The 24,301-nt window shown below is 44.4% G+C and carries 18 protein-coding genes; 8 read left to right on the forward strand and 10 right to left on the reverse strand.

The window, feature by feature from the left end:
* Positions 1-255: 255 nt before the first annotated feature.
* Positions 256-849, reverse strand: coding sequence for a hypothetical protein (locus BLS65_RS13930; RefSeq protein ID WP_125869879.1), 594 nt, complete (start codon positions 847-849; stop codon positions 256-258).
* 187 nt (positions 850-1,036) lie between these two features.
* Here BLS65_RS13930 and BLS65_RS13940 point away from each other — a divergent pair, with 187 nt between their 5' ends.
* On the forward strand, positions 1,037-1,753 hold the full coding sequence (locus BLS65_RS13940; protein ID WP_092440079.1) for a TerC family protein: 717 nt from the start codon (positions 1,037-1,039) through the stop codon (positions 1,751-1,753).
* A 134-nt stretch (positions 1,754-1,887) separates the two neighbouring features.
* Here the strand turns inward: BLS65_RS13940 and BLS65_RS13945 are convergent, their stop codons facing one another.
* Positions 1,888-2,448 carry a DNA-3-methyladenine glycosylase I gene (locus tag BLS65_RS13945; RefSeq protein ID WP_092440051.1) on the reverse strand — a complete coding sequence of 187 codons (561 nt, stop codon included), beginning with the start codon at positions 2,446-2,448 and terminating at the stop codon, positions 1,888-1,890.
* 388 nt (positions 2,449-2,836) lie between these two features.
* Between BLS65_RS13945 and htpG the strand changes: the two genes are divergently transcribed.
* The 3 genes from htpG to BLS65_RS13960 all read left to right on the forward strand — a co-directional run bounded on the left by htpG (position 2,837) and on the right by BLS65_RS13960 (position 9,364).
* Entirely contained in the window at positions 2,837-4,888 is a 2,052-nt protein-coding gene (gene htpG, locus BLS65_RS13950; protein ID WP_092440081.1) for a molecular chaperone HtpG, read from the forward strand.
* Between the two features lie 406 nt (positions 4,889-5,294).
* Positions 5,295-7,910, forward strand: coding sequence for a phosphatidylglycerol lysyltransferase domain-containing protein (locus BLS65_RS13955; RefSeq protein ID WP_092440053.1), 2,616 nt, complete (start codon positions 5,295-5,297; stop codon positions 7,908-7,910).
* An 11-nt stretch (positions 7,911-7,921) separates the two neighbouring features.
* Positions 7,922-9,364: an AcvB/VirJ family lysyl-phosphatidylglycerol hydrolase gene (locus tag BLS65_RS13960; protein WP_092440055.1), complete on the forward strand. Its 1,443-nt coding sequence runs from the start codon at positions 7,922-7,924 to the stop codon at positions 9,362-9,364.
* A gap of 123 nt (positions 9,365-9,487) precedes the next feature.
* Here the strand turns inward: BLS65_RS13960 and BLS65_RS13965 are convergent, their stop codons facing one another.
* From BLS65_RS13965 to BLS65_RS13975, 3 genes are all read right to left on the reverse strand, one after another.
* The gene (locus tag BLS65_RS13965; RefSeq protein WP_125869880.1) at positions 9,488-9,859 is read right to left on the reverse strand and encodes a hypothetical protein; all 372 of its coding nucleotides are present in this window, start codon (positions 9,857-9,859) and stop codon (positions 9,488-9,490) included.
* A gap of 173 nt (positions 9,860-10,032) precedes the next feature.
* Positions 10,033-13,383, reverse strand: coding sequence for a trifunctional glycoside hydrolase family 18/polysaccharide deacetylase/glycosyltransferase family 2 protein (locus BLS65_RS13970; protein WP_092440059.1), 3,351 nt, complete (start codon positions 13,381-13,383; stop codon positions 10,033-10,035).
* Positions 13,384-13,396: 13 nt separating this feature from the next.
* Positions 13,397-14,656, reverse strand: coding sequence for a family 8 glycosyl hydrolase (locus tag BLS65_RS13975; protein WP_092440062.1), 1,260 nt, complete (start codon positions 14,654-14,656; stop codon positions 13,397-13,399).
* A gap of 613 nt (positions 14,657-15,269) precedes the next feature.
* Here BLS65_RS13975 and BLS65_RS13980 point away from each other — a divergent pair.
* The 3 genes from BLS65_RS13980 to BLS65_RS13990 all read left to right on the forward strand — a co-directional run bounded on the left by BLS65_RS13980 (position 15,270) and on the right by BLS65_RS13990 (position 16,793).
* Positions 15,270-15,689: an organic hydroperoxide resistance protein gene (locus BLS65_RS13980; RefSeq protein ID WP_092440064.1), complete on the forward strand. Its 420-nt coding sequence runs from the start codon at positions 15,270-15,272 to the stop codon at positions 15,687-15,689.
* Between the two features lie 11 nt (positions 15,690-15,700).
* A complete protein-coding gene (locus tag BLS65_RS13985) occupies positions 15,701-16,183 on the forward strand; it encodes a glutathione peroxidase (protein WP_092440066.1) in 483 nt (160 codons plus the stop codon).
* A gap of 145 nt (positions 16,184-16,328) precedes the next feature.
* On the forward strand, positions 16,329-16,793 hold the full coding sequence (locus BLS65_RS13990) for a MarR family winged helix-turn-helix transcriptional regulator (RefSeq protein ID WP_244500702.1): 465 nt from the start codon (positions 16,329-16,331) through the stop codon (positions 16,791-16,793).
* A 96-nt stretch (positions 16,794-16,889) separates the two neighbouring features.
* Here BLS65_RS13990 and BLS65_RS13995 read toward each other — a convergent pair whose 3' ends face one another.
* From BLS65_RS13995 to BLS65_RS14015, 5 genes are all read right to left on the reverse strand, one after another.
* The gene (locus tag BLS65_RS13995; RefSeq protein WP_092440068.1) at positions 16,890-17,621 is read right to left on the reverse strand and encodes a DUF6261 family protein; all 732 of its coding nucleotides are present in this window, start codon (positions 17,619-17,621) and stop codon (positions 16,890-16,892) included.
* 42 nt (positions 17,622-17,663) lie between these two features.
* The gene (locus BLS65_RS14000) at positions 17,664-18,068 is read right to left on the reverse strand and encodes a hypothetical protein (protein WP_125869881.1); all 405 of its coding nucleotides are present in this window, start codon (positions 18,066-18,068) and stop codon (positions 17,664-17,666) included.
* A gap of 395 nt (positions 18,069-18,463) precedes the next feature.
* Positions 18,464-19,693, reverse strand: coding sequence for a peptidase T (gene pepT, locus BLS65_RS14005; protein WP_092440085.1), 1,230 nt, complete (start codon positions 19,691-19,693; stop codon positions 18,464-18,466).
* 153 nt (positions 19,694-19,846) lie between these two features.
* Entirely contained in the window at positions 19,847-21,919 is a 2,073-nt protein-coding gene (locus BLS65_RS14010; RefSeq protein ID WP_092440073.1) for an OPT family oligopeptide transporter, read from the reverse strand.
* Between the two features lie 123 nt (positions 21,920-22,042).
* Positions 22,043-22,564, reverse strand: coding sequence for a DUF7935 family protein (locus tag BLS65_RS14015; RefSeq protein WP_092440075.1), 522 nt, complete (start codon positions 22,562-22,564; stop codon positions 22,043-22,045).
* Between the two features lie 96 nt (positions 22,565-22,660).
* On the opposite strand from BLS65_RS14015, the gene BLS65_RS14020 reads away from it, so the two are divergent.
* Positions 22,661-23,854 (forward strand): pyridoxal phosphate-dependent aminotransferase, encoded by a 1,194-nt coding sequence (locus BLS65_RS14020; protein WP_092440077.1) that lies wholly within the window; start codon positions 22,661-22,663, stop codon positions 23,852-23,854.
* Positions 23,855-24,301: the final 447 nt, after the last annotated feature.

Here is a 24,301-nt window from a genome sequence, read left to right on the forward strand (position 1 = left end):
AAATCTACAACATCGGGGTGAAACCTTCGGGGAGTAGCCCCTTATTTTTATTCAACTAACGTTTCAACTGGAATCTTTTTGTCGGACAGTAGTGTTTTTGTATACAAAAACCTATATAATTAACTTTAGAGAGGTGGCGTAACCACATAAAACAACCTGCCCTAGAGGCAAAATCTCTTGGGCAGGTTCTTCTTGTAACTTATTCGCTTAGCAGGTTATGAACTCCTGAAAATGGAGATGCTAACACCCAAAATCCTATTGAATTGAGCTGTTGTCGAGTATCCAATTTTGTGCAGGAGTGTAGGAATACATCTTTTTTACAATCCATTTCCCTTTTGCAATATAAATCTTGCTGTTGGGATTGTTGGTTTCCGATACAACCATTATATCTGTATACCAATATTTCCCCGATTGAATGGCATCCACGGTGGCAATTGTGGCCCCTGCCTCCATAGGGTCTGTTAGGATAATGGTTTTCTGGTTAAGGGTATCGGTATAGGTAAGGGTGCTTTTCTCCTTTTCCCTTACCATAACTATCTTGCTAGACTTGAGCGAGGGAAAATGCTTGAAATTAACGGTGATGGTTTGGTAGAGGTTATCCTCCGGTTCGTTGGCTATGGGCGCAAAGGTATTGGTAACCTTAATTACTTTAAAAGAATCAATGGCCGTTCCAAGGCTATCGCGGAACTTATACCACGAGCTATCCTTAACTACACCATATTCCGTAAGCTTTTGGCTCACGCCAAAGTATTTGCTGTCCGATTTATTACAACTTGGAAATACTACCATCAGTAGTAATGCCATAGCGGCTAGGGCTATGCCTGATAATTTATTGCGTAGGTTATTCATCACAGTCGACATTTGTAGCACTCCGCTCAGTTGTTTTAGACAATAGAGTCGAGAAATTTATTTTTTGCCCCGCGAGTATTCTCCGGGGAATGGTTATGACAAAGGAAACAATTTTTCCCTTAGCCTCCATAACAATTCTTTGCGCCCCTTTAATTACTTTTGTGCCCTTATTCATAAAATGTATCCGATGGACTTTCTGTTTCAACCCGAAACCTACATTTCGCTGCTTACGCTTACCTTGCTGGAGATTGTGCTTGGTATCGACAATATTATTTTTATTTCGATCGTTACCGGAAAGCTGCCCAAGGAACGGCAGAAGCGGATTAGGACCATTGGACTGCTGCTTGCCCTGCTGTTTCGTATCGGGTTGCTCTGCATTATCACCGTTATCATTGGTCTAAAACACCCAATCTTTTCGGTTGGTAGTTTCGCCTTTAGCGCACGCGACCTAATTTTGCTGCTGGGAGGATTATTCCTCATTGCCAAGAGCGTTACCGAAATTCACGGCAAGGTGGAGGGCGAGGAGCACCAGGTGAAGTCGTCCAAGAGTAAGGCGGGCTTTGCTATTCTAATGCAGATAGTTGCGCTTGACATCATCTTTTCCTTCGATTCCATACTTACCGCAGTTGGCCTTTCGAACCATTTAGGCATCATGATTTCGGCTGTGGTGATCTCTATGGTGGTGATGATCTTCTTCTCGGGCTATATCAGCGAGTTTATCAACAAGCACGCCACGCTGCAGGTTCTAGCGCTCTCGTTCCTAATTTTGATTGGCTTTATGCTCACCATGGAGGCCTTCCACTACGAGATACCAAAGGGGTATATCTATTTTGCCCTTTTCTTCTCCATGGTGGTGGAGATGATAAACCTGAGGATGCGCAAGAAGGAGGTTGCAAAGCATTAAGGTTGGGGCTTAAATCCTCACTAGGTGTCGTTTATCGATAAATTTGCTTTGTAACTGCATTCTTTGCAACTGTCGCCGCAAGATTTCCTCCCTCGACTCATACCTAGTCGGGGGATTTTTGTTTGATCGTTTAACTACTTGCTTTTTTCTAGCCACTTCGGCTTACACTCCACTACCTTTTTGTAAATAAGGCAACCTTCTACATGCGATCCGGGCAGGTAGCCGGTGCTCATGAGAAACTCGTTTACAATTTCGCCTCCGGTAAACTTAAAGGTTTTCTTAAAGAGGGTGGTCCACTCCGCGCGCGTTTTAGGGTGATGGCCGTCGAGCCAACATTTGAACGAACCGGCCTCCGCTTGTAGCTTTAGTATTGTTTGAGCATTTTCGATGGCTGCATTTACCTTAAGGCGGTTGCGGATTATTCCCGCATCGCTCAGGAGCCTCACTCGATCCTCGTCGCCGTATGCAGCAACGGTGGCAATGTTGAAGTGGTGGTAAGCGCGTCGAAAGTTCTCCATCTTGTTCAGTATGGTAGTCCAGCTAAGGCCTGCTTGGTTAATCTCCAGCACGAGCCGCTCAAAGAGGGCGTTGTCATCATCAATGGGGAACCCGTAGGCCGAGTCGTGGTATTGCCGATGAGGGTTGTTGTGTTCAAGCCTTTCAACAAACTGGCAGTAGGAGGTGGGCTTATCCATAAGGGCGGTTTTTTGCTACCAAAGTAGTGAATTGTATTTACTCCTCCTGTTCCGATAAGGCTGTTTTATGTGAACGGTGGCACACGGTTGTTTCCAGGGGGAAATGTGTGAGTGCTTGGAGAAATGGAAGGAATTATGAAATTTGCGATTAAACACGTCGTTGTATTGTCACATTGTCTTATAGCAGAATCGCCTCATTAACCTTTTTGTCTTCGGGTTTCCTACTTCTGTCATTCTATGCTGCAAATCGCCCTGCCACTCCGTCAGCCTTTGTGCTTTGGTATAGGGTTTGCTCAGTGAGAACGTGCACCATTGGTTTTGGCTCAACGCTGAGGACTGGCTGCTAATTACAAACAAGAAGTATTTAAATTCAAAAAACATAACTGATATGGCTAACGGAAAAATTGGGGTAACTACCGAAAACATTTTCCCCATCATTAAGAAGTTTCTCTATTCCGATCACGAGATTTTCCTTCGTGAGGTAATCTCCAACGCGGTGGATGCCACCCAAAAGCTTAAGGCATTGGCCTCGGTCAATGAGTTTACCGGCGAGCTGGGCGATCTTACCATCCGCATTGCCCTAGACGAGACCGCGAAGACCATCACCATTTCCGATTCCGGTATAGGTATGACCGAGGAGGAGATTGAGAAGTATATTAACCAGATTGCTTTTTCGGGTGCCGAGGAGTTTATGGCCAAGTATAAGACCGATAATGGCATAATCGGACATTTTGGCTTAGGTTTCTACAGCGCGTTCATGGTATCGAAGAAAGTGGAAATTGTTACCCACTCGTTTAAGGAGGGTGCAACCGCACTTCGCTGGAGCTGCGATGGTAGCCCCGACTACACCATTGAGCCTGCCGAGCGTGAGGCTCGCGGTACCGATATCATCCTCCACATCGACGACGATAGTATCGAGTTTGCCGAAAAGACACGCATCGAAGGTCTTCTCAAGAAGTATTGCCGCTACCTCACCATTCCCATTGCTTTTGGTAAGGAACAGGATTGGAAAGACGGTAAGTATGAGGATACCGACAAGGATCAAATCATTAACAATCCCAACCCAATTTGGAGCCTCAAGCCTGCCGATCTTAAGGAAGAGGATTACATGGAGTTCTATCACGAGCTCTACCCTATGGCCGAGGATGCGCTCTTCAGTATTCACCTCAACGTGGATTACCCGTTCAACCTTACCGGTATTCTTTACTTCCCCAAGCTAAAGAACAACCTCGAGGTGCAGAAGAACCGTATTCAGCTTTACTGCCGTCAGGTTTACGTTACCGACAACGTGGAGGGAATTGTTCCCGAGTTCCTAACCCTGCTGCATGGGGTTATTGATTCGCCCGATATCCCATTGAACGTTTCGCGTAGCTACCTCCAAAGCGACAGCAACGTGAAGAAGATCTCGAGCCATATCACCAAGAAGGTGGCCGATAGGTTGCAGGAGATATTCAAGAACGATCGCCCTCAGTTTGAACAGAAGTGGGACGATCTTAAGATATTTATGGAGTATGGTATGCTCAGCGACGAGAAATTCTACGAGCGTGCCGAGAAGTTTTTCCTCTTCAAAAACACCGATGGCAAGTATTTCACCATCGAGGAGTATGCCACGCTCATTAAGCCTACCCAAGAGGATAAGAATAAGAAGTTGGTTTATCTCTATACCACCAACCGCGAGCAGCAGTTTACCTACATCGAAAAGGCTCAAAACAAGGGCTACGATGTGCTGATGATGGATGGCCAGCTCGATGCTCACTTTGTGAACCAAATGGAGAGCAAGCTACCGGATGCCCGCTTTGTGCGCGTCGATTCCGACGTGGTAGAACGCCTTATTCCTAAAGAAGATTTAGCCGAGACTAAGCTGACCAAAGAACAGCAAGAGGAGTTACGTCCGGTATTCGTATGCCACGCACCCGAGAAGACAAACTTCACCGTGATGTTCGAGAACCTTTCGGAGACCGATGCTCCCGTTCTTATTACTCAGAGTGAGTTTATGCGCCGGATGAAGGATATGGCCCAGATGGGTGGCGGTGGAATGAATTTCTACGGCGAATTGCCCGATAGCTACAACCTAGTGGTAAATGCTAACCATCCGTTGGTGCTAAAGGTAATTGGTGAAACCGAAACTGCCATGAAGGCCGATCTCGATAAGGTAAACGGCGAGATTGCACCGGTTGAAGCTTCGCTGAATGAGGTTAAGGATGCGCAAAAGTCTCTAAAGCCCGACGATATCTCTCAAGCCGATAAGGACAAGGTTGCCGAAATTGAGAAGCAGCTTAGCACCCTTAAGGATAAGAAAACGGCAATGCTTTCGGCATTTGGCAAGAAAAACCAGCTCGCTAAGCAAATTGTGGATCTTGCACTGCTTGCCAACAATATGCTCAACGGTGAAGCCTTGGCTAAGTTTGTTAAGCGCAGCGTGGAGATGATAAAGAAGTAACTTTTCACTATTGCTTGATTATAATAAGAAAGGAGCCGCTGAGGCTCCTTTCTTTGTTTTATCGATTTCTCTTTCCATGCAATTTCGGGTGGCTATTATTATATTAATTGGACTGTCGGTAATACGGCACCTGCTACCGCTCTTTAGCTGACAACATTCCTTTCTTCCACCGTTATTCGTGCTTGTGATCTAGTGAAAAAGTCCCTCCTTTTAATAGATATCTAGTGCCGTTTTTAATTGTGGGGGTAATGGTAGGCATTTTTCAACAAGCGCGCCTGCGTTTTGGCATTTGTTACTTCGCATCTGATTGTTAATTTGTGTTTAAGTGGTGCAATGTTTTTTATTTAATAGAATAGATCGTATGGCTTTTTCATAAATTTGTAAATGTCACCAAACTATTCAAGCAATGAATTATTTACTGCGACTTACCAAGAATACAAAGAGTGGGCGATTTTCTTACCTACTTGAAAATCGGAAGTTAATTGCTCAATTTATTTTAGCGGTCCTCTTTGTTGGCGTTGGGGTCTGGTTTTTTAAGCATGAGCGGTCGGAACTCGGCGAAGTGCGCAATGTGCTGGGTGCCTCAAAATGGCAATACCTTTCGCTTGGGGTGTTTCTTACCGCCGTATATATAACCTTACAAGGGTTGATGTATAAGTTTGCTTTTGCATCGCTTCGCGATCGCGTGTTGCTCTCATCTACGATCTTGCTTTTTCTGAAGCGCAATTTTATCAGCATTTTTATACCAGCAGGAGGCGTTGCTTCGCTGGCATTCTTTTCGGGCGATATTGAAAAGAGAGGCGTAGCAAAATCAAAAATACATTTCGCTTCATCGATCTATGCGTTTGTTGGCATTCTTTCCATTGTATTGGTAGCAATTCCAATTTTCACCTACGCAATGATTGATGGGTTGGCGGGTTCCGGTGAATGGTTTGCGTTGGCTGCTATGATAATACTTATTTCCACTCTCTACCTATCCTATCGTTCGATAACAAGAAAGGGCTACATATACCGTATTCTTACTCGGTTCTTTCCGACCATTGAAGTCTTTCTCGACGACTTAATTAGCCATACAATAGAAAGCAAATACATTATGGTTACCATTTTAATGTCAATCCTTATTGATGTTACCGGTATTGCCCACCTGTATATTGCGATGCTTGCCTTGGGTTTGCCTACATCGCTCATTGTTGCTATGCTGGTATATCTCACTGCCGTTATTTCATTGTCGGTATCGCCATTCATGAGAGGGTTAGGGGCTGTTGAGGTTTCAATGACCTATATTCTGACGCGATTTGGATTCTCCAGCATCGATGCAGTTGCCCTTACGTTCCTATACCGATTTTTTGAATTCTGGCTGCCGCTATTTCTGGGTGCTTTAAGTTTTTTGCTCAGGATCAATAAGCTTTTGATGCGGATTATTCCGGCTGTTCTTTTGTTTGCCCTTGGTATTATCAACATAATATCGGTGCTCACACCTGCTATTGCCGATAGGATGCAACACCTTCAGAATTTCCTTCCGATAGAAGCCATAACGGTCTCCAACTATTTTGTGCTATTGGCTGGAATCTTTATGTTGCTAACGGCAGCGTTTCTCTTTAGAGGTCTGCGTTCGGCATGGTGGCTTGCGCTATTTCTGGGTATAATTTCGTGCGTTGGGCACTTAACAAAGGCCATTGACTACGAAGAATCGATAGTGGCACTACTTGTGGTTTTGATACTGTTGTACTCCAGAAAGGAATACTACGTAAAGAATAACCCTCAGCTGCGCAACGTTGGAATTATGACCGCTGTATTTTCGATGGTTGCCGTTATGATTTATGGCACGGTTGGTTTTTACTACTTGGATAAGAACCACTTCAATATTGACTTTAACTTACTGCAAAGCGTAAGATACACCATTCAGAACTTCTTCTTGGTGGGGAGTTCCGACTTGGTGCCCAATAACCCTTTTGCTAAACACTTTCTTCTTTCAATTAATGTGAGTGGCTTTATATCGCTCTCATTCTTCTTCTACACCTTAGTAAAACCGTATGTGTTTAAAGATATTTTTGAACCGGATGGGATAGAAAGAGCAAAGCAGCTGGTTTTTAAATATGGCAGTTCGAGCCTCGATTACTTTAAAACCTACAACGATAAGGTAATTTTTGAGCTGGAGGGGTTAAATGCTTTTATTGCCTATAGAGTATCGGGAAAGTATGCCGTTGTGCTGGAAAATCCGGTTGCCGAAAATATTGAACAGTTTGGGTTATGTATCTCCATGTTCGATAAGTATTGCTACGAAAATGGTTTAAAGAGTCTTTACTACCGGGTTTCCGAAGAGAATCTTTCGGTATATCGAGTGATGAAGAAAAAAGCACTATTCCTTGGGCAGGAAGGGATTGTCGATTTGCATACGTTTACCTTGGAAGGTAGAAGCCAAAAGGCATTGCGCAATGCCATAAACAAGGTTCTCGACAGGGGGTATAAATCTACCATTCACACGGCTCCGCTCAAAGATGGATTACTTCAGCGGCTGCAAGCCGTTTCGGACGAATGGCTGAAGGATAACGATAGGACGGAAATTGTATTCTCGCAGGGTATGTTCAGTTGGAGTGAGCTGAAGCAGCAAACGGTTATTACGGTGGAAGGCCCGGAGGAGAAGGTTGTGGCTTTTCTCAACATTATTCCTGATTATGCCGCAAATGAGGCTACCTACGATCTTATTCGCAAAACTGCTGATGCACCGGGTGGGGTAATCGATTATCTAATGGTAGAGCTATTTAACCATATCAAAAGCCAAAATATCCAATTCTTAAATCTGGGGTTTGCCCCCATGAGCGGAATTGATAGCCCCCAAAACCTAACGGAGCAATCAATGAAATTTGCCTATCAGAAGATTAAGTCATTTGCGCACTACAAAGGGTTGAGGGAGTATAAAGAAAAATTCTCACCAATTTGGACCAACAAATACTTGGTTTACGATCACGATTTTGATTTGCTGCAAGCACCCCTAGCGTTAGCAAAAGTCATTAAACCTTAAACCAAATAGCCATGAACAAAATATTCTTAACTGTAGCCTTCATTTTCGTAGGGTTTAATGGATTTAGTGCTAGCCAACCCGAAACTGTTGCCTTTGGCTCTTTTGGAAAGGTAAGAATCTATCGACCCGAGGGAACGCCATCGTCGGTTGTGATTTTTGTATCGGGTGATGGCGGTTGGAACGATGGCGTTGTAGATATGGCTAAGCATATTGTGAAACAGGGTGCCATTGTTGCCGGAATCGATATTAAGCGCTACTTGAAGGGGCTGGCAGCTCACTCATCTAAGTGCTACTATCCATCGGGCGATGTGGAGCAGTTGAGCATGATGGTTCAAAAGAAGTATAAGCTTAAGCAGTATTACAAACCAATCCTAGTTGGTTACTCGGCCGGAGCAACAATGGTATATGGAATGCTTGCGCAGGCACCTGCAAATACCTTTAAAGGAGCCATCGTATTTGGATTTAGTCCCGATTTGGATATTAATAAACCCCTGTGTGCCGGGTCGGGCTTACAACAACACCCGCTTACCGAAGGTAAAACCTATTTGTTGGAGGCATCGGCTACCTTAAGCGCTCCATTTATTCTATTTCATGGTTCAAAGGATAAGATTTGCCCTTACTCCATTGCCCATCGGTTTATGAAAGATATCCCCTCTGGACAGCTGATTGAGCTGCCGCAAGTAGGCCATGATTTTTCTGTTACCGAAAGTTGGGTCCCTCAGTTTGTTGAAGTGTTTGGCAAGGTTGTGCATGCACCTTCGTTTGCCGAACAAAAAAATTCACAGAATGCATTGCTGCAGTCGCAGCATTTAACCCCTTTACCTGCCGATTTGCCGCTGACTTTAATCCCCACCGCGAAGAAGGATTCGTTGCCAATGGTATTTCTAATCTCCGGCGATGGGGGATGGACCAGCTTCGACCATTCGCTGGGCGAGGCATTTGCCGAAAAGGGTATGCCGGTAGTGGGGCTCGATGCCCAAAAGTATTTTTGGAATGCAAAAACGCCGGAGGAGGCTACCCTTGAGCTGTCTAAAGCAATTCGGCACTATATGGAGCAGTGGCGCTGTAAGCAATTCATACTTGCCGGTTATTCCTTTGGTGCGTGTGTGGTGCCGTTTATTGCAAATAGGTTGCCGTTGAATATGAAACAGCAAATGGAGGGCGTTTATTGCTTTTCGCCCAGCGAGACAGCCGATTTTGAAATTCATATAAGCGATATGCTCGACTTAAGTAGTTCGGACAATTCTTACAGCGTAGTGGAGGAGACAAAGAAGTTAAATGGCCTTCACCCGGTGTGCTTTTTTGGGTCCGAGGAGGAGCCCGATGTTCGCCATCCGTTTGAAGTGGCCGGAGCCAAGGTGATTACCTTGCCCGGCAACCATCACTACAACAATAACACCGCCCGCCTTGCCGATGAAGTTGTAAAGGCGATCATCGCATTAGGCAGGAGGTAATCTCTGATAACATCATATACAAAGAGGTGATTTCTCTATTGCTTGATTATACGAATAAAGGAAAAGGAGCAGATAGGCTCCTTTCTTATTTGTAGTATGGTATTTGGGAAATGGATTATTGAGTTAGTTTAGCCTTTTCAGAGAATCTAACCGGTTTAGGTCTTTTAGCCTGCTCAGGCTATCGAGTGAATTGAGGCTATTCAAGTCTTGGAACTTGTTCATGTCGTTCAACGAATTCAAACTGTCTAAGTCTTGGAGTTTGTTTAAACCGTTCAGTGAATTTAAGCTGTCCAGCCCTCGCAACTTATTCATCTTGTTTAGCGATTTTAGGCTGTCCGAAGTTTCAATAATGAATGGAGAAGGAGTTGCATGTATGTCTTGCGATTTAACTCCTGCCAGCAGGCACAATAGTAGAACAAGATAGTAAGGTTTCATAAGTGGATTGTGTGTATTTATTTGGCAATCTGAATCGTAAATATAATTTAATTTTTGCATTATATAGAAGTTATTCTTTTCGCACCTATGAGCGCCGCCCTAGCTAAGTTTGTTAAGCGCAGCGTGGAGATGATAAAGAAGTAACTTTTCACTATTGCTTGATTATAATAGGAAAGGAGCCGCTGAGGCTCCTTTTCTTACAATTTGAGTTTTGTTGTTTACGCTTTAAAAGGCTAATCCATCTTAACATTTCCGGTTCGCTTAAGCACGCCCCAGCTGGCCAACTCGCCTTTCATGGCTTTTAGGTATGCCTTAATGAGAACTACGAAAAGTATCTGTCGGTAAACAAACCGCTGGATAAACATCATATAGGCCTCTTTGAATCCGAATTTCTGGTTGTCGTACCGGTAGGCTACAACCGAAATGAGCAGCTCTACCAAGTAGAATGCCACGTAAGATATAATAAATATGTAGGCATGGTCGCTAAATAGCCCGAAGAGGAAAACAACATCCACAATGGGGGAGAATACTGGGATTATAAAGCCAAAGATTAACAGGTTCGGAAGTAGTATCCATCCCATGTTTCGGATCTTATTGCTAAAGAGCAAATCGCGATGCTTCCAGAACGATTGCATCATTCCAAACGACCAACGGAACCGCTGCTTAATAAACATCGATAGCGTTTCGGGTGCTTCGGTTAGCGATATGGCTTTGTTGCAGCTGCGCACGGTGTAGCCTTCGCGAAGAATGCGCACGGTAAGGTCGCAATCTTCGGCCAGGGTATCCATATTGAATCCGCCAATCTCTTCCATTACCGAGCGACGGAATGCACCAATTGCTCCGGGGACAACGAGTATCGCGTTTACGTAATCGAAAGCCATGCGCTCGAAGTTCTGGCTTGTGGTGTACTCAATCTTTTGCCAGTTGGAGAGCAAGTTTACCGGATTCCCAACCCTTACGTTGCCGGCCACTGCTGCCACATCTTCGTCGGCAAAGAATGGAATCATTAGCGCTATGGCATCGGGGAGTAGAATGGTATCGGCATCGATGCACACCAAAATATCGCTGGATGTTTGTTGAATGGCAAAGTTAAGCGCCGATGCTTTTCCTCCGTTTGGTTTGGTGAGCACCCTCACCTTCGGATGATTTCCGTAGGCCTCGTTTACAACCGAATAGGTAGCATCTTTGGAACCATCGTCTACAAACAGAATTTCGAAGTTAGTGTAGGTGCTTTTCAGTAGGTTGTCGATGGTTCTAGTTGAATTAACCTCTTCGTTGAAGGCCGGCACTATGATGGTTACGCTCGGCTCAAAGCCATTGGGCGCTTTGGTTGGATTCCTTTTTTCCTTCTGGTGACTCTTGAATGCCATCGCCAGCAACCAAAGCAACCTAATAATTCCGAGGGATATTGCAATAAAGAAAAAGCCTCGCAAAAAGTGTTGCCAAATATAGGTAGCAAAGAAGAAAACCTCGTTTACCATTTCTGCATATTCCAAATCTCCTTTAACTTCGGGCATCACCTGATCGCGCGATCGGCCCATCAGCTCCGAAACGGTTTCAAACTGATAGCCTTGATTACGGAAGTATTCAATAATGCGAGGGAGAGCAACAATGGTTTGGGCGCGTTCGCCGCCTGAATCGTGGAGCAGAAGTATGTTTCCCATCTTTTGATTGGCAATAGCTCTGGCAACAATGGTGTCTGCCGTTACACCCACCTCCCAATCGTTGGGATCGATGGAGGATGCTACCGTAATATAACCCTCTTCCCGGGCAATTGAGAGCGGCTTTATTTGAAGAAGGCTATGCGGCTCCGCATCGGTATTGTAGGGAGGTCGGAAAAGTAGGGTGGTGTGGCCCAAAATACTTTCGATAAGCAGGCGTGTCGTTCGCAGCTCAATCCGCTCCCTTTCATCGCCGGTAAGCTCAAGGTTTGGGTGTAAGAAGGTGTGATTCCCTATTTCGTGCCCCTCTTCGTATTCCCTATTTAGCAGGGGAATATTGTTTTCGATGTTAAGGCCGGTAACAAAGAAGGTGGCATGAATATTATTTTGCTTAAGGATGTCGAGAATATCCGAAGTGTAATTCGCATCGGGACCATCGTCGAAGGTTAAAGCAATTTTCCTAGGCTGATATCCTCCGTAGCGGTTAATAAGGTAGGAGGAGGGGAGCTTTTGATAAACTTGGTTGGAGATAAAATACTCAGCGCTGTCGATATCGAGGGTTACTATTCCATTTTCCGGTTTGCTAATAACCTCCATTAGCTCACCCTGCCCATCGTAATCGATGGAGTAGTTCGACTTAATCTGGAGTAGCTGTTTAAAGTCAAATGGTCTCTTTTTTAACCCTTCTACAGACAAGTCTCTGTTGAAGAAGTTCCACATGCGAGAATCTTCACAACCCAAATACCAAATAGCAACTCCGGCAGTTCCGTAATCGGCAGCCGTTCGCATGGTATTGAAAATATTGGTAGCATCGTTGCAATGCGCCTCGCACTGTCGGTTGTTTTCATCGATATAGGTGAAGTACAAGTCGCTATTTTCCGAGTCGTAGCTTACCGGCACGTTATTTTCGTTGGCAAGCGATATAAACTCTTCGTAGGTTAGATCCTCGGCAAGCTCGCCTGGTTTCCACCCATAGCCGTAAGCACCGCAGCACACCACAAACTTTGCGGAGGATACATCGCTCATAACCTCATCGAGCGACTCTTCTACAAATCCAACGGATGAGATGCCTCCGGGCTTTCCATCGGCGTTGTGCTCATCGTACGACATCACAAAAATGAAGTCATACGATCGCTCTATTTGTGCAATATTCAGGTTGCATACGGCCGGATTAATATCTATCGTAACCAGGTAGTTCTCTTTACTCAGCTCGGCATTCAACTCCTTCGAAAATACGTTAAAATATGGGTTTGCCGCTTCAGGCAGGTTCTCAAAGTCGATGTTGATACCTTGAAACTCATAATCATCGAGTATCGTTTTTATGGAGTTGATAAGCGTAGCCCGGCTCTCTTTATTCTTGAGCATAATCAAGGTTGAATCGGCATTCCATCGACCCTTATAGTTGTTGCTGAGCAGGGGAACTATGGCAACTTTGTTTTGCTTGAGCAGGGTTACAATACTCTTATCAATTTTTATGTCGAGGTTGCCCTTGGAATCCATGAGAAAAAGCCACTCGGGGATTACCATATTCAACCTTTTGGCATTGATCTTTAACGATGCAGCCGAGCTCTTGTCCCAGTTGACATAAAAGCCTGCCCTTACCGGATAGTAACTCTTCACATCCGAAGGGAGAGCTGCTTGCTTGTAGAAGTTTCTACTCTTCTCCTTGCGCACTTTTTTAAGGTGCTTAACAAAGGCTATCAACTCCTTCTCCGAAATCTTCTCCTTCTTTGGGTTATTGTTGATGTTTCGTATGCGCTTTTCACCCATCAGCAGCTCCTTGGTGTTGAATTCGTTGCTGTGCAAAAGTCCAAAAATGGTGGAGACGATCCCTATTAGGAATAGAACAAGGACAATTCTTAGTCCCCACTTGAATCGATTCCACCGGGTGGGTGATTGACTTTGGAATACTTGTCTGCTCATAGAACGTTATTTGTTAAGGTAGCCAGAAGTTGCCGCTTAAAGCAATAAGCGACAGCATCTGGATGGTATTATCATAATACTTGTAATCGTTTACCTCCAGCTGATCGATATAATCCCAGCAATCGTTTAACCACTCCTGATTCTCGCTGTTGAGCATTGAGCCGACGGCCATTGGGCAAACGAAAGAAGGAACAGTGAAGTTGCAATGTGGAATTGCATGCCCGTTGAGGTAGAAACCTGTTGTGAGCTTATCGATGCTGTTGTGGGTCTTTGTTTGCACCCATCCGGTCAACGGATTTAGCAGCTGCTGAGCACGAGTATCGCCATTGATAAGGTAATCGAGCCCCACTCTAAATGGAATTCTGCAAGCATTATAGTAGTATGCTCCATCGTTAGGTGATTCCAGATAGTTGGGCTTCGCAGGAATATACTTATTGTTTTTATAAGTTATGAAGTCCGGCAGCAACCCCACCTTGGGGCTATATTTTGACTGTATTGCGGCAAATATTTGGTAGGTTTTGTTTACCACCAAGTTCCATTCTGGCGATGGGTAATACTTGTTGAACACCTTCAGATGGGTGGGCATAAAGTCGGAGGTTCGAATGTCGAAGAAGTCCGAATCGCCGGGATCGTTGGCATCGCTCAGCAATACCGTATGCTTTTGTTTGTTTATTTCATGGTCGAGAATGGCCTTGGCACGCTTAACTCCTTCCTCTTTGTAGTTTATGGCACCGCTACTGCCCCATTGAGCATCGGCAAGAAAGAGCGAAAGGGTAATGTCTAGATCACCATCTGTAGCCGAAGTGTTGTTGTATTCATCTTGCGTTTTGTGCTCAGTGGTAATACACCCTTTGGAAATACTCCACGACATTAGATCTTTGCTTTTGGCGGTGGGATGAGCTGCTACAAACCTATACATTCCATCGTAAATAGTTTGGGCATCCTTGTCGTAACCAGCCATTAGGGGCACGATTACCATTCCAAACCCTTGGCCTTCCGAAACGCAGATAGTTGGAATATTGTCTTTCATATCACCTTCATCGGTATAGACGTAGTATTGGTCGGACGCGCTGCAATCATTCTTTACGTAGTTCTTCTTCCAAAAATCATAGAACTTAGTTACCGCGTTATCCATCTTTGCTTGCTTAATATGCTTTGGCTTTATTGAGCTCTTGGCGTATTGGGTATGGTTTGGGAATGGATGGGTTACTGTTTGGCAATTTGAAACGCTGTGCAGCATAACAGAGAAAACGAGTAATATTATTCTAAGCATAATACTTTTACTAAAAAGAGTATTTATAATTAAGCCTTTACCAAGATGGATGAGAAACAATCCAAGTTGATTTTTGACGCTCAAAAGTAGATACAATTTATCGCAGGAATTTATTAGTTCGATGACAACACCTCTGTTTTTAGATAATTTAACGGTAGAGGTGATGTGTTGGGGGCGATTTGGCAACTCTACGAAATAAGGCTGATTGATTTAATTACTTTCACCCTTGTTGATGGTCTGTATTCTGGTCGAGACTAAGCGCATAAAAACACCCCGTCCTCTTCTCAGTTGTTTGGTTTTACCACTATTTGGATTAGATAACTCCAATTTTCGATCAAATACTTTTTTGTCCATCCGGTTACTTCGTTGTAGTAATTGGTGAAGTGCAGGCAGGTGTTTGGCCTTCGGATGTGATGTATCATAATAATACTAAAGGTGTGAGGATGCTTTAAGAAGTCTCAATCAATTTTAGTTCGACATTCTTATGTTTGTTAGAATTGAAATCCAAACATTTAGCATAAACATGACAGAAAAATGAAAATATATCGCTTACGATATAAAAATTGTTTCTATATTTGTGTCGTAAACGATACAATATAAAACGATAGAATATATGAACACAATTTATCAGACCAAAGCAGTGGCCACCGGTGGAAGAGATGGCAAAGTAGTTAGCGAAGACGGCGTTTTGAACCTCGATGTTCGTGTGCCAAAGTCGATGGGTGGCGCAGGGGGCGCTTATACAAACCCCGAGCAGCTCTTTGCTGCCGGTTATGCCGCCTGTTTCGATAGCGCGCTAAACCATATTGCCCGCCTCGAGCGCAAAAAGATTCAATCGAAGGTTACGGCTACGGTTGGTTTGCAAATGGAGGAGGCTACGGGGTTCAATATCATAGTAACTATGGACGTGGAGATTACTGGCGTGGAAAAGAGTGTGGCGCAAGAGTTGCTCGCAAAGGCTCACGCTACCTGTCCATACTCCAAAGCTATTCGCAACAACGTGGAGGTTACCCTAAATTTAGTTGAAGCATAATTCTACCTATCATGAGCAGTAAATTTTACAGTTTTTCGGCTAAAACTCTTCAAGGAAGAGAGATTAGCATGGACACCTACAAAGGTAAAATGGTGTTGGTAGTAAATACCGCCAGCAAGTGTGGGTTTACGCCCCAGCTCGAAGGGTTGGAGAAACTCAACCAGCAGTATAAAGATAAAGGGTTGGTAATTCTCGGATTTCCATGCAACCAGTTTGGTAACCAAGAGCCGGGCGATGAAAAATCGATTGCCGAAGGGTGTGTTATCAACTATGGCGTTACATTCCAAATGTTTTCGAAGGTGGATGTAAACGGCATCGATGCACATCCTATTTTCAAGTATCTAAAGAGTGAACTGGGTGGTTGGTTTGGAAGCAAGGTTAAGTGGAACTTTACCAAGTTTCTTCTCGATGCAAATGGTAAACCCGTAAAACGCTTCGCGCCAATGACAAAGCCGGAGAAAATTGGAATATATTTGGAAAAGATGTTGGGTTAATAATCTGGTTGAGTTTTCTTGTGACTCTATTCTATCACATTAACCTTGGTAGCAGAGCGAATGGCTTTGTTGCCAAGGTTAAAATAGAAAACTTTTTAGTGCTTCCTCGTTTCTATTGGACAATCGACTTTAATCATAACACTTCATGGCAATGGAATATGATCAGCTGAAGCTGAGCAACCAGCTTTGTTTTCCGGTGTATGCCGCTTCGCGATTAATTACGCGTGAGTATCAGCCCTATCTCGATAAAATGGGAATTACGTACCCTCAATACTTGGTGCTCTTGGTGCTGTGGGAAACCGACGGCCTTTCGGTTAATGAAATTGCACAAAAGTTACTACTTAACACCAACACGGTAACTCCGCTGCTTAAGCGGATGGAGATGCAGGGAATTATCTCCCGTAACCGTTCCGAAAACGATGAGCGAAAGGTGATAGTTCTACTAACCGATAAAGGGAAAGATATGCGCATAGAGGCTTCCTCTATTCCCGAAAACCTTGCTGCTGGAATGAACAACGAATCCATGAAGATGGAGGATCTTGTTGATTTGAGGGATAAGTTGAATATCCTTATCACTTTTCTTTTGGCAAAGAACAAGGCGATTGAGTAATTACCTAATAGGGTAGACTCTTGCAAAATAAAGAGCCGATCCCCATGAAAAAGGACCGACTCTCAGTAAATAAGTGCTTGCGGCGGTTATTTTATTCTATATAACAGGCTTTCGCTCAGCGTTACGACCTGCTTGGAGAAGATACTGCTTTCGTAAGGTCTCTATTATGGTGAATACTATTGCAAACTCGGGCTTTGTTCCTAGGCGAGCATTCACATATACGTAGTCGCACAGCAGGTCGTATTCCTCGCAGATTTGGCCACGTAGCTCTCGGGAATCAGTGATGTCGCGCTCCATATCGGCAGTGATACACTCGTTGTATTTCAACCAGATGGTTTGGTTGTCCTTTTTTACTTGGGCGATGCAGCTACGCAAGCCCAGAAGAGCAACCGGTGCTAAGTAGTTTGGCTTTTCGAGATGACCAATAATGTTGTTGATTATACTTGTTTCCTCGTCCAAACTAAGCGAATGGAGGTTGTCGTGGGGCTTGAGCAATGCGTCGATGTACGTTATTTCCTTTATTATGGCAGGATCGAGCGAAAGGTCATGCCCTCTTAATGCCTTCATAAATGCCCGTATGCTGTTGCTTCGAATTTGGTCGAGGGCAGTTAACTCTTCGGTATAGGCATTCTTATGCATGCGTAACATCACTGTATCGAAGGTGGTGGTTGAACCCAGCAGCATGGCAACAAGTGTTTTTAGCTGTTGGTCGGTTAGTTCTGTTTCGCCGAGGTCGCGGATGCGGTCGATTTGCGATTTCAAGAACTGACTAAAATCGAGGTTACCCAAGCCTTGCAGTGGAGATGCTGAAAATTTCAGTTTTTTCATACAATGATATTTTTAGGTTCTTGCAATGAATTATGGTATTAATTAGTAACACTGTTGAAGTTCGTCCATGGAGTTTTTTTGGATGAACCACAAAGGAGGCGGATGTGTCACGGTTTCTCTTGCAAAGAGATCGCGAGGAAGGAGTTGCTGGTTGGTATTGACGCGGAATAGGAGAGCTGTGGATTGGTCGAAATTTTCTGGTGAGAAGATGTCGCAGCCCAAAGGTGTAATCATTGAGGTTATTTTGGTAAAGTATTGGAGCGATGATTTGATATTACAGCTGTTGAGATGAAATCCCGGGGAAAGGAAATCTACCCAACAGCTGTTTTTGGAAAAAAACCGAGCCGCGATTTGTTCCCAATAAGATTTTTGACAAAAGTAAAACAGTCCGTTTTCCGGCCAACGTTCGAACAATAGGATGACACTTGGCACCAGTTCGCTGTTCATGGTAGCAGGCCTTTTGTGACTTATATATGGGTCATGTTTCATAATTGACTTATAGTTACATCAATCAAGCAAATCTGATTCGGCTCACTTTCTATAGAGGTTATCTCAATCACTAATTTTCATGGAGAATAGATGCCCTCTCACTTATATATGCCAAAAAAGCCCATTTCGTGACAAGCTATTTTGGCCTATTTTGGTAAAAGGCTTATTATTTGTGATGAATGCAAATATTGTAGTATGCAAATGTTTCGAGTCGGTAATTTGAAGATGACGTGATTGTAGATGTGCTGTATGCAAAGGAATCTTAGTTGTTTATAAAGTGACTGTTTAATACCAACAAAAAGCGCCACTCCAATCGGAGCAGCGCTTTTCAACTTATAACTCTTTTGATAGAATTACTTTTCGGCGTATAGTTTTGCAATGTTTACGATTACCTCGGTGGCCTTCACCATCGATTCGAGCGGAACATACTCAAACTTTCCATGGAAGTTGTGACCGCCTGCAAAAATATTGGGGCAGGGAAGACCCATGTAAGAAAGGCGAGCGCCGTCGGTGCCACCCCTTATGGGCACTACCTTTGGTTCTATCTTGGCCATCTCCATTGCCTTGATGGCGGTATTCACAATATGCATGTGTGGCTCTACCATCTCACGCATGTTGAAATATTGATCCTTCATTTCGAGGGTGGCAATGGTAGCGCCGTAGCGCAGGTTTATTAATTGTAGGATGTTGGTAATTAACTCCTTTTTGCTTTCAAACTTGGTGCGATCGTGGTCGCGAACAATATACTGAATGGTGGCGTTTTCAACGCTTCCTTCCATGTGTACAAGATGGTAGAAGCCATCGTACCCGGTGGTAAACTCGGGGCGCTGGTTTACTGGCAGCATGGCGTTAATTTCCATTGCAACCAGCATGGCGTTAATCATCTTGTCCTTGGCATAACCCGGGTGGATGTTGCGGCCTTGGATTGCGATTTTCGCGCTGGCGGCGTTAAAGTTCTCATACTCCAATTCGCCTATTTCGCCACCATCCATGGTATAGGCAAAATCGGCTGCAAAGCGCTTCACGTCGAAGTGATCCACACCATGTCCAACCTCCTCGTCGTGGGTAAAGCCAATGCGGATATCGCCATGCTTAATTTCCGGGTGTTTTAGGAGGTAGTCCACTGCAGTCATAATTTCGGCAATACCGGCCTTGTCGTCGGCACCAAGGAGCGTAGTCCCGTCGGTGGTGATAAGGGTTTGACCCACGTATTCCTTTAGTTCAGGGAATTCCTGGGTGGTCATTGTTAGCTTGGACTCCTTATTAAGCACAATGTCGTTGCCCTTGTAGTTTTCAATGATTTGGGGCTTAATGTTGGCTCCGCTCATGTCGGGGCTGGTGTCCATGTGCGCTAGGAATCCAATTACGGGAACTTTGTGGCTCACGTTCGATGGGAGAGTGGCCATGATATAGCCAAACTTATCTACGTTCACATCCTTAAGGCCAAACGCCTTTAGCTCCTCTACAAGCAGGCGGCCAAGGACGCGTTGCTTCTCGGTACTAGGGTAAACGGTTGCTGTATCGTCGCTTTGGGTATCAATGCTTACATACCGCAGGAAACGTTCTAATATTTCGTTTTTCATTCTTGATAAGTTTAAAGGTTGTTGGTTAAAGGTTAAAAGACGGTTTGTGCTAAGCTTGTCGTTTTTGAAGTGTTGATTGGCATGCTTAACCAAATGAGAATAAACAGTTCTATTCCAATTTTGTCATCTTTTAACCTTTAACTTTTAGCAAAATTATTCCTCTTCTGGTTTTGCCTTCATAGCGCTCCAAACTATGTAGCCGCCAATTACAGCGAGCATGAATGCTCCTAACCAAATGGCTGCATTGCTATCGGCCCAAGCAGCATTAATAAAGTTGTGGCTCTCCTTAATTTGGTGAATTGCCTCGCTCGTAGCACCGGTTCCAAGGGCTTCAATTTCGCTATCAATAGTCATACTTTGCTTAAACTTGATAACTGCAGCAACAACACCCATTAGGGCACCACCGGCAATAAATCCAGATGCAAGCAACGTTCCCTTTTCTTTACGAGCAGTATTCAACTTTTCGTTTTTGCTACGGGTAGATACAAACCAGGCCAGTGCACCACCAATAAGTAGCGGGGTATTGAGCTGAAGCGGGATAAACATACCCAAGGCAAATGCAAGAGCGGGAACATTGAAGTAGGCAAGTATTAATGCGATTCCTGCTCCAATGCCATACAGTATCCATGGTGCCGATTGACCCATCATTAGTGGTTCGATAACGGCGGCCATAGCATTGGCTTGGGGTGCTACAAGGGCATTTTCACCAACAAATCCGTAGGTCTTGTTTAATACCATGATCACACCTCCAACGGTGGCTGCCGAAACAAGGGTTCCAAGAAACTTCCACTTTTGTTGAACCGAAGGGGTCGATCCAAGCCAGTATCCAATCTTAAGGTCGGTAATAAATCCTCCGGCCATGGCAAGGGCAGTACAAACGACACCTCCAATAACCAAGGCGGCTACCATGCCTGCAGTTCCGGTTAGCCCGGTAGCAACCATTACTAATGACGCGAGGATAAGGGTCATCAAGGTCATTCCCGATACAGGGTTTGTTCCAACAATAGCAATGGCGTTAGCGGCAACGGTGGTAAATAGGAATGCGATAATTGCTACCACAAGAAGACCAACAACGGCGTATAAAAGATTGTGCACTACACCAAATTGGAAGAATATAAATACAATGGCGAGAGCTACAAATAGACCTATGGCAATGAATTTCATGGAGAGGTCGCGCTCAGTTCTTCTAACCTCTTTCTTTACCTCTGTTTTGCCTGATAGCTCATTGGCGGCAAGTCCAAAGGCACTCTTAATAATATTTCTGGAGCGGAAAATACCTATGAGACCAGCCATTGCGATACCACCAATACCAATGTGGCGAGCGTAGGTAGTAAATATAAGTTCTGGCGACATTTGGCCTACCATCATGGTGGTGGAACCGGTAAAGTCAATTACCATTCCACCGAATAGCAGCGACATGAGCGGGATAATGATAAACCATACGAATAGCGAGCCAAAGGTAATGATGGCGGCATATTGTAGTCCGATGATGTAGCCAAGGCCTAAGAGCGCTGCTCCAATGTTTACCTTGAAAACTACCTTAGCTTTTTCGGCAATAACCTCTCCGTAGGGGATAACTCGTGAAGTAAAATTCTCATTCCACCATCCAAAGGTGGATACAAAAAAGTCGTAAAGACCTCCGATTAGACCGCTTACCAAGAGGAACTTGGCTTGGTTTCCACCTTTTTCGCCTGAAACGAGTACCTGGGTGGTTGCCGTAGCCTCAGGGAAGGGGTATTTTCCGTGCATATCCGAAACGAAATACTTACGGAAGGGAATAAGAAAGAGAATACCTAGAATACCACCAAGAAGCGAACTCATAAAGACTTGCATAAAGCTAACAGAGAGTTCAGGATACTTAGCCTGAAGAATATAAAGTGCCGGAAGCGTGAATATAGCTCCTGCCACAATTACGCCCGAGCTGGCACCAATCGATTGGATAATTACATTTTGGCCTAGGGCGTTCTTTTTCTTACTAAGATTCGATGCGCCCACCGCGATAATGGCAATTGGAATGGCGGCCTCAAATACCTGTCCTACCTTGAGCCCAAGGTATGCGGCTGCTGCCGAGAATAGGATAGCCATGAGCACGCCCATAATTACTGAGTAAGGTGTCGCTTCCAAGTATTTTTGGTTGGGCGACATGATTGGCTCGTAGGTTTCGCCCGGTTTTAGCTCACGTTGAGCATTCTCGGGAAGACCCTTCGTTTTCTCAATTTGATCCATTTGGTGTAAGGTTTAGTTATTAGGTTTTATTGGTTTTTTGATGCTGTTTTATTCTCCAATCCGACTCGTCTTCTTTTTTAAGGTTTAAGCAGAGTCGGAGGGAAATGTATCGTTTTTTTTTGCCTAAAATAGTTGGTTCACTTCGCTCTTGAGGTAGTCAATGGCAGGGGAAACAGGGTTCACCTCATGCTCAACAAGTTTCACAAGAATCTTTCGGGAAAGAATGATTCCGGGGCTTTCGGGCGAAATCTCATCCATTGCCGTGCTAATGATGTTGAGGAGGTTGGCCCTTGCACTTTTCACTGCCTCCCAGGCCTGTGCGCTCACATAGAGCTGTTGTGAGAGGTTGTGGTCAAATTCGGCACGAATGGTATCCATTAGTGCTTTTTCCAACTCCTTGGCCTTCATTTCGGGACGATGAATGCGCACGATAAGGTTCTCTGGCGAAACGCGCTCAAGGAAGAGAATCAATCTTTCGTATGCTCTCAGCCGTATGGGAACGATCAGTTTTTGGTTATTCAGGAGGATTTCCTGCTTATGCCGATTATGCTCACTTTCAATGATTTTTTTGAAAGAGAGGTAGGAGGAGAGGTAAACTATTATTGCCGGGATGGCAACTAAGAGCAGTGTGTATAGTGGATCCATAGCATTTTTTTATGCAAATAGAGTAATAAATAGAATAAAAACCTAATTTTATTCTTAAAATTGCAAACGTTTTCGAAACCTAACTCTCAACAAATCATGGACATAGTTTCTAACCGTCTAAAGAAGCTTTCAGTCTCGCAGACCCTTGCGATGTCGCAGAAGAGCAAGGACCTTAAAGCCCAAGGGATTGACGTGATCGACCTTAGTGTTGGAGAACCCGATTTCAATACTCCAAACCACATTAAGGAGGCGGCAAAAAAAGCGATTGATGAAAATTACACATTCTATTCGCCGGTTCCTGGTTTTATGGACTTGCGCGTGGCAGTTGCCCGTAAGTTTAAAGTTGAGAATGGTTTAACCTATGCTCCCGAGCAAATTGTGGTTTCCAATGGTGCAAAGCAATCGCTTACCAATGCCATTCTTTCGCTAGTAAACCCAGGCGACGAGGTAATTGTTCCTGCCCCTTACTGGGTTAGCTACGTCGAACTGGTAAAAGTAGCCGATGGAATACCGGTAGTAATTAAGGCCTCACTGGCCAATGATTTTAAAATTACTAGGGCGCAGCTTAAAGCGGCAATAACCCCCAAAACAAAGATTTTGATCCTCTGCTCCCCATCGAATCCTACAGGAAGCATCTATTCCAAAGCGGAACTGCGGGAAATTGCAGAGGAGGTTGCGTTGCATCCAAACCTCTTTATCATTGCCGATGAGATTTATGAACATATTAACTTTGTAGGAAAACACGAGAGTATTGGCCAGTTCGATTTCATATTCGATAGGGTTATTACTATCAATGGTGTTTCCAAAGGGTATGCAATGACGGGATGGCGCATTGGGTTTATGGCCGCCAACAAGGAAATTGCGCAAGCCTGTATCAAACTACAGGGACAGACCACCTCAGGGGCTAGCTCCATTGCGCAAATGGCAGCGCTGGCGGCGCTAACTATTCCCAGCGATTTCACCAAAACTATGAACGAAGCTTTTAAGCGTCGTTGCGATATGGTTTACGGTATTATGTCTGGAATTGAAGGTATTCGGGTAAATAAACCTCATGGAGCCTTTTATATTTTTCCCGACATTACAAGTTTTTTTGGCTGTAAATACCGAGGTGCGGAGATTCTTACCGCAGCGGATTTAACGTTGTATCTACTCGAAGTTGCTAATGTGGCCCTTGTTCCCGGCTGTGCATTTGGTGAGCCAAATTGCATTCGTATCTCCTATGCAACTTCCGATGAGTTACTCAAGGAGGCTATGGAGCGAATCGAGCGAGCCCTTAAAGCGTTAAAATAAGAAATGGCTTGAGATTCCAACTTGAATCGAAGCACTGCGAAGCAACCGTACCAACGGTTGCTTCGTTTTTTAATATACAACACCATCTATTGAGCAATTAGTGACTCATCTTTAAATTCAAATATTTCCTTAAATCCGCAGGTCGATTGCTAGGTTTTAAATCTTAGCGTATTTAGGTTTGCTTGGTGGATATTTTGCCATTTTTTTGGTTCGACATAGCCCTTCTTTGCGTCACTTCTTCCGTTTTTCGCTCCCCCTATGGTTTGCAACTTCCTTTTTTGGAAGCCTGCAACAATAAAAACCGTAACGAACCGTAAGTGTCAGGTATTCAATTACTAGCTATTGAGGCGCGGGCATACCTTTCCCATTGGGCACAGCAGCGTGGCCGCTTCACTCCAGCAGCAGGTGGTATTTCTTGGCCGAAAAGAGCTTTAGGATGCGCTGTCG

The sequence above is a fragment of the Williamwhitmania taraxaci genome, from assembly GCF_900096565.1.
GTDB classification, from domain to species: Bacteria; Bacteroidota; Bacteroidia; order Bacteroidales; family Williamwhitmaniaceae; genus Williamwhitmania; species Williamwhitmania taraxaci.